Here is a 13,989-nt window from a genome sequence, read left to right on the forward strand (position 1 = left end):
GTGCTCCTCCTCGATGTGGCGCACCCGGAGGACCCGGCGCTGGACCTCGCCGTCTCGCACGCGCTGCTGCGCCGGGTCGGCGCGGGCGCCCTGGGACCCGTCGTCCGCGTCTGCCGCCCCGGCCCGACGATGGCCTTCGGGCGCCTGGACGCGCTGCGGCCGGGTTATGGGCAGGCCGCCGCGGCCGCCGCGGCGCACGGCTTCACGCCGGTGCTGCGCCTCGGCGGCGGACGGGCCGCCGGCTACGACCACGGGTCGGTCCTCGTGGAGATCACGACGCCCACCGAGCGGATCGCCTCGGGCATCGAGGAGCGCTTCGAGGACGCCACCGCGCTGCTGGTGGCGACCCTGGAGGCCGTCGGCGCCGACCCCGCCGTCGGCGAGCTGCCCGGCGAGTACTGTCCCGGGCGGTTCTCGATCCACGCCGGCGGGCGGATCAAGGTCGCGGGGACCGCGCAGCGGTCGATCCGGGGGGCGTCGCTGGTGGCCGCGGCGATCGTCGTGGAGGGGGGCGACCGCCTCCGGGCCGCGCTGGTCGACGTCTACGCCGCGCTCGGGCTGTCGTGGGACCCTGCGACCGCGGGGGCGGTGGAGGACGTCGCCGCCGGCGTCGGGGCCGGCGACGTGCAGGAGGCGGTGCTGGACGCGCTGCGCCGGCGCGGGCCGCTGGAGCCGGCGGCCCTGGACGACGCGACGCTGGAGCTGGCCCGCGGGCTGCGCGCCGCACACGCCGTCGACGTCCCCTGAGTCGGCGAACGGGGCGCCGAGGGCGGCCCGTGCGACCAGGGCGAGAGAAGGCCCCGGGGATCATGGGCGCCCGGGCATTCATGCGTCCAAGGCGCGCTCGGACCGGCAGTCATAAGCTGAGACCATGGACCTGCGCCAGCTGCGCTCGCTCGTCGCCCTGGCCGAGGAGGGCCACTTCACTCGTGCGGCGGCCCGCATGCACATAGCGCAGCCCGCGCTCTCCCAGCAGATCCGGCGCCTGGAGGACGAGCTCGGCCTCGCGCTCGTGGACCGGACCACCCGCCGGGTTGCGCTGACCGACGCGGGGATCCTGCTCGTCGCGCGGGCGCGCCGCGCGCTGGGCGAGATCGACGCCGCCCGCGCCGAGCTGGCCGACCTCGCCGGGGTGCGGGCCGGGCACCTGGTCATCGGCGCCATGCAGTCGCTGGGGCCGTTCGACCTGTCCCGCCTGCTCGCCGAGTTCCACGGCCGCCACCCGGCGGTCGAGCTCACGGTGCTCGAGGAGGTCAGCGACGCGCTGCTGGCGATGGTGCGCAGCGACCAGGTCGACCTCGCGTTCGCCTCGCTGACCGAGGGCGGCGGGCAGGAGGGCATGGCGACCCAGCGCCTGGTCACCGAGCCGCTCGTGGTGCTCCTGGCGCCCGACCACCGGCTCGCTGGCCGGGGCCGCCTGCGGATCGCCGAGCTGCGCGACGAGCGCTTCATCTCCTTCCGCGAGGGCGCCGGGCTGCGGCGCATCCTCGACGCGGCCGCCCTCGAGGCGGGCTTCGAGCCCCAGATCGCGTTCGAGACCAACGAGGTGCAGCGCGCCCAGGCGCTGGCCTCGCGCGGCCTGGGCGTCACGATCGTCCCCGAGTCCGACGGAGACCGCCAGGGACCGCCGGTCGTGGCGGTCGCGCTGCACCGCCCGGCGATCACGCGCGACGTGACGCTCGTCTGGCGCGAGGCGCGCCGGCACACCCCGGCGGCCCGCGCGTTCCTGCAGCTGGCCCGCGGCGCCGACCGGACGGGCGCTCCCGCCTCGGGGGGCTGACGGTGCGCGCCGCTGGGATACTGGGCCGGCTCGGGCGCCGCCAGGCGCCCGCCACGGGCATGCAGTCCGCCGACCACTTCAGCGACAACGGCGACCAGAGCGCGGTGCTCGCGCTCCAGGTCGCGCTGTCGGGCGTCTTCTCGGTGGTCGCGCTGCTGGCCTGGGCGGTCACGGGCGCCGGCTACTTCTGGCCCATGTGGGTCTGGCTGGCCGTCGGCGCGCCGTTGGCGATGCACCTCGCGCTGCGCCAGGCGCTGGAGGTCGAGCCCGGCCAGCCGCGCGGCCTGGCCGTCCACGCGGCGACGACCGGCGTGGTCTGCGGCGTGCTCATCGTCCTGTGGGGCATGACGGGGCGCGGCGCGTTCTGGCCGGTCTGGCCGCTGCTGGCGCTCGGCACCGTGCTCTCGGTGCACGTGGTGATCTTCCGCCAGTGGGACGAGCTGCCGGGCGCGCGCGAGCAGGAGCTGGCCGACCGCGTCGACGTGCTGACCCGCACGCGCCGTGGCGCCCTGGACGTCCAGGCCGCCGAGCTGCGGCGCATCGAGCGCGACCTGCACGACGGCGCGCAGGCCCGCCTCGTCGCGCTGAGCATGCAGCTCGGCCGCGCGGAGGCGCGGCTGGAGGACCGGCCCGAGGTCGCCGCGCTGCTGCGCGCCGCGCGCAGCGAGGCCAGCGCCGCGATCGCCGAGCTGCGCGACCTCGCCCGGGGCATCGCGCCGCCCGTGCTCGCCGACCGCGGCCTGGCCGCGGCGATCGAGGCCCTCGGCCGCCGCGCGGCGATCCCGGTCGAGGTCGACGTGCAGCTGTCCCGCCGCCCGCTGCCGGTGGTGGAGACCGCCGCGTACTTCGTCGTCGCCGAGGCGCTGACCAACGTGGCCAAGCACGCCGGCGGGGCGTCGGCCCGCGTCCGGGTCGCCGAGGAATCCGGGCGCCTGGTCATCGTGATCTCCGACGACGGGCCGGGCGGCGCGGACACCGACGGCGGCGGGCTCACGGGGCTGCGCCACCGCGTCGAGGCGCTGGACGGCGCGCTGGAGGTCTCCAGCCCGTCCGGCGAGGGCACCACCATCAGGGCGGAGCTGCCGTGCGAGTCGTGATCGCCGAGGACCAGGCCCTCCTGCGCGAGGGCATCGTCGCGCTCCTGCGCGAGCAGGGCATCGACGTCGTCGCCCAGGCTGAGGACGGCCCCGGCCTGCTGCGGATCCTCTCGGGCCACAGGCCCGAGCTGGCGATCGTCGACGTCCGGCTGCCGCCGACGTTCACCGACGAGGGGATCCGCGCGGCGCTCGAGGCCCGCAGCCGCCACCCCGAGCTCGGCATCCTCATCCTCTCCCAGTACGTCGAGCCGGTGTACACCGCCGAGCTGCTGGACTCCGCGGGCGGCGGGATCGGCTACCTGCTCAAGGAGCGCGTGGGCGACGTGCCGGCCTTCATCGACGCCGTGCGGCGCGTGGCCGCCGGGGGCACGGCGCTGGACCGCGAGGTCGTCGCCGAGCTCGTCCGCGGCGGCCCGGGCGGCGAGGGCTCCGAGGCGCTCGACGGCCTGACCCCGCGCGAGCACGAGGTGCTCGAGCTCATGGCCGAGGGCCGCACGAACGCCGCCATCGCCCGGGCGATGGTCGTCACGCCCGGCGCGGTGGAGAAGCACATCTCGAGCATCTTCGGCAAGCTGGACCTCCCCGCCACCGACGACGACCACCGCCGGGTGCTCGCGGTGCTGACCTACCTGCGCGCCGGCTGACCCGGGCCGCCGGAGGTGTGGGACCTGTGCACCAAGGTGGGGTGACCCGGCGCCGGGCGGCCCCGTTGGGTGGGCATGAACGCCAAGCTCCTCTCCTGCATCGGCGCGCTGGGCGCCGCGGCCGGGCTCGTCCCCGCGAGCGCCGGCCTGGCGCAGACCGCGCCGACCACCGTCCCCAGCCTGAAGCTCGTCGGCGCCTACGCCGTCAAGGACACCAGGATCAACCCGGGCCGCACGACGATCGCCACCGTGTTCCGCACGGCGTCCGAGCTGCCGCGCCGCTACGACGGCATGATCCGCGCGAGCGGGTTCCTCGACGGCGTCGGCCACTCGGTCGGCTCGGTCAAGGGCCGCCACGGCACGTCCCGGCACTGCTACGTCATCTACACCAACGTGGTCGACGGCCACCTGCCGGGCGGCGGCTCGTCGGCCCGCCTCGGGACCAGGCACACGCTGGAGGTCGCCGCGCGCGGGACCGACGGCGACCTCGTCGCCAAGACCCAGGTGCACATCCGCGCCCAGCGCGCGGGCGACGCCTCCGGCCGGCCGCTGGGCTGCTGAGCCGTTGCCCCGTCGTCTACGGCACCGGCGCCTCCGGCCTGAGGGGGGCCGGGACCGGGGGCGGCGGGGCGTCGTCGTCGACGGCGCCCTCCACGTTCAGGCGCGGCAGGATCCGCTCCAGCCACGACGGCAGCCACCAGTTGGCCTCGCCGATGGCCAGCATCATCCCCGGCACGAGCACGCTGCGCACGACCAGGGCGTCGAACAGCACCGCGCTGGCCAGCCCGATGCCGAACAGCTTGATGACGCGCTCGCCGCCCAGCACGAACGCGGCGAAGACCAGCACCATGATGGCGGCCGCTGCGGTGATCGTGCGCCCCGTGGCCGCGAGGCCGTGCTTGACCGCCTCGCGGTTGTCCCCGCGCCGGTGCCACTCCTCGTAGATGCGCGAGACGAGGAACACCTCGTAGTCCATGGACAACCCGAAGAGGATGGCGAAGACCATCACGGGCAGGAACGCCTCGATCGGGCCCTCGCGGCTGATGCCGATGAGCTCGGCGCCCCAGCCCCACTGGAAGATCGCGACGACGATCCCGAATGAGGCGCCGATCGACAGCAGGTTCATCACGGCGGCCATCGCGGGGATCACGAGGCTGCGGAACACCACCATCAACAACAGGAACGACAGCAGCACGACGATCCCGATGAACAACGGCAGCTTGCCGGTCAGGACCTTCGAGAAGTCGATGAAGATCGCCGTCTGGCCGCCGACGAGCACGTGCACGCCGCCGGTCCCCGCCGCGGCGGGCACCACGTCGCGCCGCAGCCTGCGCACCAGGTCGCTCGTCGACTTGTCCTGAGGCGAGCCCTTGGGGAACACCTGGGCCAGCGCGACGCCACGGTCGCCCGTGCCGCCGACGACCGCCGAGCGGCCGGTGGCCACCACGCCGTCGGTGCGGCCCACGGCGGCCAGGACCTTGTCGAACCGCGCCTTGTCGGCGGCCGTGTTCACGCGGGCAACGAGCTGGAGGGGGCCGTTGAAGCCGGGGCCGAAGCCCTCGGCCAGCAGGTCGTAGGCCTTGCGCGTCGTCGAGCCGGCCGGGTCCGAGCCCTGGTCGGAGGAGCCCGTGCGCAGCGACAGGAACGGTGCGGCGAGGACGAGCATGGCCACCGCGGCGACGATCGCGGCCGGCAGCGGGCGCCGCTGCAGGCGGCCCGCCCACCGCGCCCAGGCCGGCGACTCGTCGGTCGTCGTGTAGGACCCGGCGGCCAGCGACCGGCGCTGGCGCCGGGTGAGGACCTTGGGGCCGAAGAAGCCCAGCAGGGCCGGCAGCAGGGTGAGCGCGGCGATCACCGTGCAGGCCACGACGATGCTCGCGGCGACCGCGACCCCGTAGAGGAAGCTGACGCCCAGCGCGAACATGCCCAGCAGCGCGATGCAGACGGTGATCCCCGCGAAGAGGACCGCGCGCCCCGACGTGTCGATGGCCTGGACCACGGCCTCCTCGGGCGTCTTGCCGCGCATGAGGGCCTGGCGGAACCGGGTCACGATGAACAGCGCGTAGTCGACGCCGACGCCGAGGCCGATGAGCAGCGACAGCTCCGAGCTGAACGACGCCATCTGCAGGATGTGCGACAGCAGCCCGATGACGGCGATGCCGGCGGCCAGCGAGAGGCCGGTGGCCAGCAGCGGGAGGATCGCGGCCAGCAGCGACCCGAACACGAGGAGCAGGACGACCAGCGCGGCCACGAACCCGATGAAGGTGCCGCCGACGCCCTGCTGTCGGGCCTGCTGGATGACCTGGCCGCCGAGCTCGACCTGCAGCCCGCCGCCCGCAGCGTCCTGGGCCGTCGTGATGAGCCTCTTGCCGGCGCTGACGGGGACGGAGACCGGGTCGCCGTCCATGGTGACGGTTGCGTAGGCGATGCGGCCGCTGCGGGAGATCTGCGCGCCGGCGCCGGCGCCGTACGGCGACGTGACGGTCGCGACGTGCGGGAGCTTCGCGACGCGGGCGAGCATCGCCTCGACCTTCGCGCGTACGGCGGCGTCGGTCACCGACCCGCTGCGTACGGCGACGACGATGCGCTCCGTGTCGCCGGAGGCCTTGGGCGCGCTGCTCTTGAGCAGGTTCAGCGCGTCGGCGCTGTCGGTGCCGGGCAGCTTGAAGGTGTCGCGGTAGTCGCTGCCGGCCGCCCCGTGGACGGCGGAGAGCGCGACGACCGCGCCGATCCAGCCGAGCAGGACGATGCGGCGGTGGGTGTAGCACCAGCGGGCGAGAGAGCGCATGCAGGACCGGGGAGGGAGGAGACGGGAGTTGTCCGGCAGCGTACCAGCGGAACTGGAGATTCCGTCTCCACTTAACGGATGCTTCGCGCGGGCTCCCAGCGCGGGCGGTTGGCCGCCGTCGCGGGCGCGGATGGCGCGAAGGTGGTGCGTGACCACACGAATGCGACATCGGTCCGCGAGACTACCGTACTTGTATACTAGCCGACACATGCGGATCTCCCTCGCAGAGCGGGCGCTGGGGACCACCGCACGCGAGCGCGTCTACACCGCGCTGCGTGAGGCGATCGTCAGCGCCGAGCTGGCGCCCGGTCGGCGGCTCTCGGAGAACGAGCTCGCCGAGCGCCTCGGCGTGAGCCGCACGCCCGTGCGCGAGGCGCTCGTGCGTCTTCGCGAGGACCGCCTGGTGGCCATCGTGCCCCAGCTGGGCACCTTCGTGACGCTCATGGACCCCGCGGCGGTGGCCGATGCGCACTTCGTCCGCGAGGCGCTGGAGGGCGCCGCCGTCCGGCTGGCCGCGCGACGCGCGGCACCTGCCGACGTCGCGGGCCTGCGGCGGACCATCGCCGAGCAGCAGCGCGCCGACGCCGCCGGCGACGCCGACGCCTTCGACCGCCTCGACGAGGCGCTGCACCGCGACCTCTGCGCGCTGTCGGGGCGCGAGGTCGCCTGGCGCCTCAGCCAGCGCGCCCGCGGGCAGCTGGACCGCGTGCGCCGCCTCAGCCTGCCCGAGGCGGGCTTCCGCGCGCAGATGATCTCCGAGCACCGCGAGGTGGTCGACGCCGTCGCCGCCCACGACCCCGATGCCGCCGAGCAGCGCCTGCGCCGTCACCTGCGCATGGCGCTGTCGAGCCTGCCCGACATCCAGAAGTCCCATCCCGAGTACTTCGAGGAGGAGGCCTAGATCATGGCCCTGCACCACGACGTCGACCCGTCCGAGACCGCCGAGTGGGTGCAGGCCCTGGAGGCCGTCGTCCGCCATGACGGCCCGGAGCGCGCCCGCGAGCTGCTGGAGGCGGTGTTCGCCGACGCCCGCCTGCGCGGGCTGCACATCTCCGAGGACCTGAGCACCCCCTACGTCAACACGATCCCGGTCGAGGCCGAGGCGCAGATCCCCGGCGACGCCGAGCTCGAGCACCGCATCCGCTCGCTCGTGCGCTGGAACGCGATCGCCACGGTGCTGCAGGCCAACAGGGAGTCCTCCGAGCTCGGCGGCCACATCGCCAGCTTCCAGTCGGCGGCCACGCTGTACGAGACGGGCTTCAACCACTTCTGGCACGCGCCCTCCCACGAGCACGGCGGCGACCTGGTGTTCATCCAGGGTCACTCCTCGCCGGGCATCTACGCGCGCGCCTACCTCGAGGGCCGCATCCCCGAGGAGCAGATGCGCCGCTTCCGCACCGAGACCGGCGTCGGGACCGGCGGAGAGCCCGGGCTGTCGTCCTACCCGCATCCGTGGTTGATGCCGGACTTCTGGCAGTTCCCGACCGTGTCGATGGGCCTGGGCCCGATGATGGCGATCTACCAGGCGCGGTTCATGAAGTACCTGACCGGCCGCGGGATCGCTGACACCTCGGGTCGCAAGGTGTGGGCGTTCATGGGCGACGGCGAGATGGACGAGCCCGAGTCGATGGGGTCGATCTCGATGGCCGGCCGCGAGCACCTGGACAACCTAATCTTCGTCGTCAACTGCAACCTGCAGCGCCTCGACGGCCCGGTGCGCGGCAACGGCAAGATCATCCAGGAGCTCGAGACGAACTTCCGCGGCGCGGGCTGGAACGTCATCAAGGTCGTCTGGGGCCGCCGCTGGGACCCGCTGCTGGCCGCCGACACCGAGGGCCGGCTCGTCCGGCGCATGGAGGAGGCCGTCGATGGCGAGTACCAGGTGTTCAAGTCGCGCGACGGCGCCTACGTGCGCGAGCACTTCTTCGGCGCCGACCCCGAGCTGGCCAAGATGGTGGAGGACTGGTCCGATGCCGAGATCTGGTCGCTGAACCGCGGTGGCCACGACCCGCAGAAGGTCTACGCCGCCTACGCGCAGGCCGTCGCGCACACCGGCCAGCCGACGGTCATCCTGGCCAAGACGATCAAGGGCTACGGGATGGGGGAGTCGGGCGAGGGCCAGAACATCACCCACCAGGCCAAGAAGATGAACGAGAAGGCGCTCTTCGCCTTCCGCGACCGCTTCGGCCTGGACCTCACCGACGACGAGGTCCGCAACGTCTCCTTCCACCGGCCGCCCGACGACGCGCCCGAGATGGTCTACCTGCGCGAGCGGCGGACCGAGCTCGGCGGCAGCCTGCCCCAGCGCCGTACGGAGGCGCCGCCGCTGCCGGTGCCCGAGCTGTCGGCCTTCAAGGCCCAGCTCGACGGGACCGCCGACCGCGAGATCTCCACGACGATGGCCTTCGTGCGGATCCTCTCGACGCTCGTGCGCGACAAGGAGCTCGGCCCGCACATCGTCCCGATCGTGCCCGACGAGTCGCGCACCTTCGGGATGGAGGGGATGTTCCGCCAGCTGGGCATCTTCAGCCAGGTCGGCCAGCTCTACGTCCCGCAGGACGCCGAGCAGCTCATGTCCTACCGCGAGGACAAGAGGGGCCAGATCCTGCAGGAGGGCATCAACGAGCCCGGCGCGTTCTCGTCCTGGATCGCGGCCGCCACGTCCTACGCCAACCACGGCGTGTCGATGGTCCCGTTCTACATCTATTACTCGATGTTCGGGTTCCAGCGGGTCGGCGACCTGGCCTGGGCCGCCGGCGACAGCCACGCTCGCGGCTTCCTGCTGGGCGGCACCGCCGGGCGCACCACGCTCAACGGCGAGGGCCTGCAACATCAAGACGGCCACAGCCACATCCAGGCCTCGCTCATCCCCAACTGCATCGCCTACGACCCGGCCTACGCCTACGAGCTGGCCGTGATCATCCAGGACGGCCTGCGCCGGATGGTCGGCGAGCACGAGGACGTCTTCTACTACCTGACGGTCATGAACGAGAACTACGCCCAGCCGGCGATGCCCGAGGGCGCGCAGGAGGGGATCCTGCGCGGCATGCACGTCGTGGCCGAGGCCGACGACGCGCAGCTGCAGCTCCTGGGGTCGGGCACGATCCTGCGCGAGGTGCTCGCCGGCGCCGACCTCCTGCGCGAGGAGTTCGGGATCGGGGCCGACGTGTGGAGCGTGACCTCGTTCACCGAGCTGCGCCGCGACGGCATGGGGGCCGACCGCCACCACCGCCTGCGCGCCGGCCGCAAGGGCTTCGAGCCCCGAGACGCGTTCGTGCGGTCCTCGCTGGAGGGGCGGACGGGCCCGGTCGTCGCCGCCACGGACTACATCCGCGCGCTGCCCGACGGCATCCGCCCGTGGGTGGACGCGCCCTACACCGTGCTGGGCACCGACGGCTACGGCCGCAGCGACTACCGCACGGCGCTGCGCCGGTTCTTCGAGGTCGACCGACACCACGTCGTCGTGGCCGCGCTGCGCGCGCTGGGCCGCGACGACGACGCCGTGGCGGCCATCGAGCGGTACGAGATCGATCCCGATGTGGAGGCCCCGTGGCTGACATGAAGCAGGTCACCGTCCCGGACATCGGTGAGTTCAGCGACGTCGAGGTCGTCGAGGTGCACGTCGCCGCCGGCGACGAGGTCGCCGAGAACGACCCGCTCGTGACGCTGGAGACCGACAAGGCGACGATGGACGTCCCAGCGCCGTTCGGCGGCGTTGTCGAGGCCGTGCTGCTCAAGGTCGGCGACCGCGCCTCGCAGGGCACGCCGGTCGTCGCCCTGGCGGCGGCCGGGGGTGACGCGCCCGAGCAGGACGCCGTCCAGGCCTCACCGCCGACCGCGGCGGGCGCCCCGGCCGAGGCGGCCCAGGCCGACACCGTGCGCTCGGCGGTCTCCGCGGAGGCCTCGGCGCAGCCGGCGCCCGAGCCGCCCGCGCCCGCGGCCCCCACGCCCTCCGGCACGGCCGACGAGGTCTACGCCAGCCCCTCCGTGCGCCGGCTGGCCCGTGAGCTCGGCGTCGACCTGCACGCCGTCAGCGGCTCGGGGCGCAAGGGCCGCATCGTGCCCGAGGACGTCCGCGCGTTCGCCGACGGCGGCGCGCCCGCCGCCGCGGCGCAGGGCGCGTCCGACATGGGCCTCGACCTGCTGCCCTGGCCGACCGTCGACTTCGAGAAGTTCGGCGAGGTCGAGCGCGTCCCGCTGAGCCGGATCCGGAAGATCTCGGCGGCCAACCTCGCGCGCAACTGGGTGTACATCCCGCACGTCACCCACAACGACGAGGCCGACGTCACCGAGCTCGAGGCCTTCCGCAAGCAGCTCAACGCCGAGCAGTCCGACGTCAAGGTGACGATGGTCGCGCTGCTGCTCAAGGCCTCGGCGGCGACGCTCAAGGCGTTCCCGGACATGAACTCGTCGCTGGACGGCGACGACCTCGTCCGCAAGCACTACTACCACCTGGGCTTCGCCGCCGACACGCCCAACGGCCTCGTCGTGCCCGTCGTGCGCGACGTGGACCGCAAGGGGATCCTCGAGGTGGCCGCCGAGCTCACCGAGCTGTCGGGCAAGGCCCGCGCCGGCAAGCTCGGCCCGGCCGAGATGGCGGGCGGCACGTTCACGATCTCGAGCCTGGGCGGCATCGGCGGGACCTCGTTCACGCCGATCGTCAACGCGCCGCAGGTCGGCATCCTCGGCGCCGTGCGCACGGCGACCAAGCCCGTGTGGGACGGCACGCAGTTCGTGCCGCGCCTCATGCTGCCGTTGTCGCTGTCCTACGACCACCGGGTGATCGACGGCGCCGCGGCCGCCCGCTTCACGGCCCACCTGAGCGGCGTCCTGAGCGACCTGCGGAGGATCCTGCTTTGACCACGCGGAAGACCTCGCCCGGGGGGACCGGCTTCCGAGCGCGAACTCGCCCAGGGGGGCTCGCTCGCGCGGCCCGAGGAGACCAGATGACCACCCTGGACGTCCTCGTCCCCGACATCGGGGACTTCACCGACGTGCCCGTCGCCGAGATCCTCGTCGCCGTGGGCGACGAGGTCGCCGCCGACGACCCGCTCGTCGTCCTGGAGTCCGACAAGTCCTCCATGGAGATCCCGGCCCCCGAGGCCGGCACCGTCAGGGAGCTGCGCGTCGCCGTCGGCGACAAGGTCGCCCAGGGCACCGCGCTCGTCGTGCTCGAGGTCGCCGCCGCGGCCGCCTCATCGGAGCCGGCCGACGCGTCGCGGGCGCCGGCGGCGACCGAGTCCGCGCCGCGGCCCGCGCCCGCCGACGACGCCGAGGACCACCACGCGCCCGCCGCCGGCGAGGAGGGCTTCGAGCGCGGCGACGTCCACGCCGGCGTCCTCGTGCTCGGCTCGGGCCCGGGGGGCTACGCCGCCGCGTTCCGCGCCGCCGACCTCGGCCTCGACGTCGTGATGGTCGAGCGCCACGCGACGCTCGGCGGGGTCTGCCTCAACGTGGGCTGCATCCCGTCCAAGGCCCTGCTGCACATCGCCAAGGTCATCGCCGAGGCGCAGAGCGCGGCGTCCCACGGCGTGACGTTCGGCGCGCCGCAGGTCGACCTCGACGCCCTGCGCGCGTGGAAGGAGGGCGTCGTGGCCCGCCTGACGCGTGGCGTGGCCGGCATGGCCAAGGGTCGCGAGGTCCAGGTCGTCCAGGGCGAGGCCCGGTTCACCGGCCCGCACACGCTGGAGGTCGCCGGGCCCGACGGGACGACGACGACGATCTCCTTCGACCACGCCATCGTGGCCGCGGGCTCGCGCTCGGTCCAGCTGCCGGGCATCCCGCACGAGGACCCGCGCGTCATGGACTCCACCGGCGCGCTGGAGCTCGCCGAGATCCCGGGGCGGCTGCTGGTCGTCGGCGGCGGCATCATCGGCCTGGAGATGGCGACGGTCTACGACGCCCTGGGCTCGGAGGTCACGGTCGTCGAGCTGGCCGACGGCCTCATCCCGGGCGCCGACCGCGACCTCGTCAAGCCGCTGGCGCGGCGCATCGGCAAGCGCTACGCCGCGATCCACCTGGGCACGAGCGTCGAGAGCGTGGAGGCGCGCGACGACGGCCTGCACGCGACGTTCTCGGGCGACGTGCCCGACGCGGTGTTCGACCGCGTGCTCGTCGCCGTGGGCCGCATCCCCAACGGCGCGGGCCTGGGCCTGGACGCCGCGGGCGTGACGGTGGACGAACGCGGCTTCGTGCCCGTCGACGCCCAGCGCCGCACGAACGTCGCCCACATCCTCGCCATCGGCGACGTCGCCGAGGGCCCGATGCTCGCCCACAAGGCGACCGCCGAGGGCCACGTCGCGGCCGAGGTCATCGCAGGCCACGCATCGGCCTTCGACCCGCGCGGCGTCCCGTCGGTGGCCTACACGGATCCCGAGGTCGCCTGGGTCGGCCTCACGGAGACCGAGGCGGCCGAGCGCGACGTCGCCTACGAGACGTCGGTGTTCCCGTGGTCGGCCTCGGGCCGCGCTCTGGCGGTCGACGGCTCCACGGGCCTGACCAAGCTCCTGCGCGACCCGGAGACCGGGCGCGTGCTCGGCGCGGGCATCGTGGGCCCCAACGCCGGCGAGCTCATCGCCGAGCCCGGCTTCGCCCTGGAGATGGGCGCCGACGTCGCCGACCTCGCCCTGACGATCCACGCCCATCCGACGCTGAGCGAGACGCTCATGCTCTCCGCCGAGCTGGCCGACGGCACGATCACCGACCTGCCGAACCCGGCGGTCGCCCGCCCGGCGACGGGCTGACCCGGCGGGCCGCCGGGCCCCGCCCGGTTGCCTATCCTCGCGTGCCATGAGCCGCCGGCTGATCAGCGTGGATCGCGTGGGGATCGAGGAGCGCGCCGCCGCCCTGGGCCGGCGGTCCATCAAGCACGAGGCCAAGCGCCTGGGCATCGCGCTGGCCACGTCGATGATCGACCTCACGACGCTGGAGGGCGCCGACACGCCGGGCAAGGTGCGCCACCTCGCGGCCAAGGCGGTCTGCCCCGACCCGGCTCGGCCCGAGCTGCCGTCCTGCGCGGCGGTGTGCGTCTACCCCGCGCTCGTCGGCGTCGCCGCCGAGGCGCTGCGCGGCAGCGGCGTCGCGGTCGCGTCGGTGTCGACGGGCTTCCCGGCCGGCCAGACCTCGCTGGAGGTCAAGGTCGAGGAGACCCGCGAGGCCGTGGCCGCCGGCGCCGACGAGATCGACATGGTCATCTCGCGCGACGCCTACCTCAGCGGCGACGACGCCCGCGTGGCCCACGAGATCGAGCGCGTCAAGGAGGCCTGCGGCCCGGCGCACCTCAAGGTCATCCTCGAGACCGCCGAGCTGCCGACCTATGCGCACGTCCGCCACGCCTCGCAGTTGGCGATCGACGCGGGGGCCGACGTCATCAAGACCTCGACGGGCAAGGCCGCCACGGGCGCGACGCCCGGCGTCGTGCTCGTCATGCTGGAGACCGTCCGCGACCACGCGTGGCGCACGGGCCAGCTCGTCGGCGTCAAGGCCGCCGGCGGCGTCTCGACCACGAAGGCCGCCCTGCACATGCTCGTCCTGGTCAAGGAGACCCTGGGCGACGAGTGGCTGACGGCCGACCGCTTCCGCATCGGCGCCTCGTCGCTGCTCAACGACCTGCTCATGCAGTACGCCAAGCTGGACTCCGGGCACTACGGCCGCCCGGAGGACTTCTCCAAGGAGTAGCCC

General features: G+C 74.0%; 11 protein-coding genes. 10 read left to right on the plus strand and 1 reads right to left on the minus strand.

The window, feature by feature from the left end; translation table 11 throughout:
* From FSW04_RS07045 to FSW04_RS07065, 5 genes are all read left to right on the plus strand, one after another.
* Entirely contained in the window at positions 1-747 is a 747-nt protein-coding gene (locus tag FSW04_RS07045; RefSeq protein ID WP_146917733.1) for a lipoate--protein ligase family protein, read from the plus strand.
* 124 nt (positions 748-871) lie between these two features.
* Positions 872-1,780, plus strand: a complete 909-nt coding sequence (locus FSW04_RS07050; RefSeq protein WP_146917735.1) for a LysR family transcriptional regulator — start codon at positions 872-874, stop codon at positions 1,778-1,780.
* Between the two features lie 2 nt (positions 1,781-1,782).
* Positions 1,783-2,877 (plus strand): sensor histidine kinase, encoded by a 1,095-nt coding sequence (locus tag FSW04_RS07055; protein WP_228430971.1) that lies wholly within the window; start codon positions 1,783-1,785, stop codon positions 2,875-2,877.
* Positions 2,865-3,521 carry a response regulator transcription factor gene (locus FSW04_RS07060; protein WP_146917738.1) on the plus strand — a complete coding sequence of 219 codons (657 nt, stop codon included), beginning with the start codon at positions 2,865-2,867 and terminating at the stop codon, positions 3,519-3,521. The genes FSW04_RS07055 and FSW04_RS07060 overlap by 13 nt, the downstream gene beginning before the upstream one ends.
* Positions 3,522-3,596: 75 nt before the next feature.
* On the plus strand, positions 3,597-4,082 hold the full coding sequence (locus FSW04_RS07065; protein ID WP_146917740.1) for a hypothetical protein: 486 nt from the start codon (positions 3,597-3,599) through the stop codon (positions 4,080-4,082).
* A gap of 16 nt (positions 4,083-4,098) precedes the next feature.
* On the opposite strand, the gene FSW04_RS07070 is transcribed toward FSW04_RS07065, so the two are convergent.
* Complete coding sequence (locus FSW04_RS07070; protein WP_146917743.1) at positions 4,099-6,309, minus strand: MMPL family transporter; 2,211 nt, start codon at positions 6,307-6,309, stop codon at positions 4,099-4,101.
* A gap of 208 nt (positions 6,310-6,517) precedes the next feature.
* Between FSW04_RS07070 and FSW04_RS07075 the strand changes: the two genes are divergently transcribed.
* The 5 genes from FSW04_RS07075 (at position 6,518) to deoC (ending at position 13,986) form a co-directional block, all read left to right on the plus strand.
* Complete coding sequence (locus tag FSW04_RS07075; protein ID WP_187369316.1) at positions 6,518-7,210, plus strand: GntR family transcriptional regulator; 693 nt, start codon at positions 6,518-6,520, stop codon at positions 7,208-7,210.
* Between the two features lie 3 nt (positions 7,211-7,213).
* The gene (gene aceE / locus FSW04_RS07080; RefSeq protein WP_146917747.1) at positions 7,214-9,871 is read left to right on the plus strand and encodes a pyruvate dehydrogenase (acetyl-transferring), homodimeric type; all 2,658 of its coding nucleotides are present in this window, start codon (positions 7,214-7,216) and stop codon (positions 9,869-9,871) included.
* Positions 9,868-11,169 carry a dihydrolipoyllysine-residue acetyltransferase gene (gene aceF / locus FSW04_RS07085; protein WP_146917750.1) on the plus strand — a complete coding sequence of 434 codons (1,302 nt, stop codon included), beginning with the start codon at positions 9,868-9,870 and terminating at the stop codon, positions 11,167-11,169. The genes aceE and aceF overlap by 4 nt, the downstream gene beginning before the upstream one ends.
* A gap of 86 nt (positions 11,170-11,255) precedes the next feature.
* Positions 11,256-13,052, plus strand: coding sequence for a dihydrolipoyl dehydrogenase (gene lpdA, locus FSW04_RS07090; protein WP_146917753.1), 1,797 nt, complete (start codon positions 11,256-11,258; stop codon positions 13,050-13,052).
* Between the two features lie 46 nt (positions 13,053-13,098).
* Positions 13,099-13,986 (plus strand): deoxyribose-phosphate aldolase, encoded by an 888-nt coding sequence (gene deoC, locus FSW04_RS07095; protein ID WP_146917755.1) that lies wholly within the window; start codon positions 13,099-13,101, stop codon positions 13,984-13,986.
* Positions 13,987-13,989: the final 3 nt, after the last annotated feature.

The sequence above is a fragment of the Baekduia soli genome (assembly GCF_007970665.1).
Lineage (GTDB): Bacteria > Actinomycetota > Thermoleophilia > Solirubrobacterales > Solirubrobacteraceae > Baekduia > Baekduia soli.

Coding starts and splice junctions, on each gene's coding strand:
- FSW04_RS07050 (WP_146917735.1), top strand. CDS start 872: ATGGACCTGCGCCAGCTGCGCTCGCTCGTCGCCCTGGCCGAGGAGGGC.
- FSW04_RS07065 (WP_146917740.1), top strand. CDS start 3,597: ATGAACGCCAAGCTCCTCTCCTGCATCGGCGCGCTGGGCGCCGCGGCC.
- FSW04_RS07070 (WP_146917743.1), bottom strand. CDS start 6,309: ATGCGCTCTCTCGCCCGCTGGTGCTACACCCACCGCCGCATCGTCCTG.
- FSW04_RS07075 (WP_187369316.1), top strand. CDS start 6,518: ATGCGGATCTCCCTCGCAGAGCGGGCGCTGGGGACCACCGCACGCGAG.
- aceE (WP_146917747.1), top strand. CDS start 7,214: ATGGCCCTGCACCACGACGTCGACCCGTCCGAGACCGCCGAGTGGGTG.
- aceF (WP_146917750.1), top strand. CDS start 9,868: ATGAAGCAGGTCACCGTCCCGGACATCGGTGAGTTCAGCGACGTCGAG.
- lpdA (WP_146917753.1), top strand. CDS start 11,256: ATGACCACCCTGGACGTCCTCGTCCCCGACATCGGGGACTTCACCGAC.
- deoC (WP_146917755.1), top strand. CDS start 13,099: ATGAGCCGCCGGCTGATCAGCGTGGATCGCGTGGGGATCGAGGAGCGC.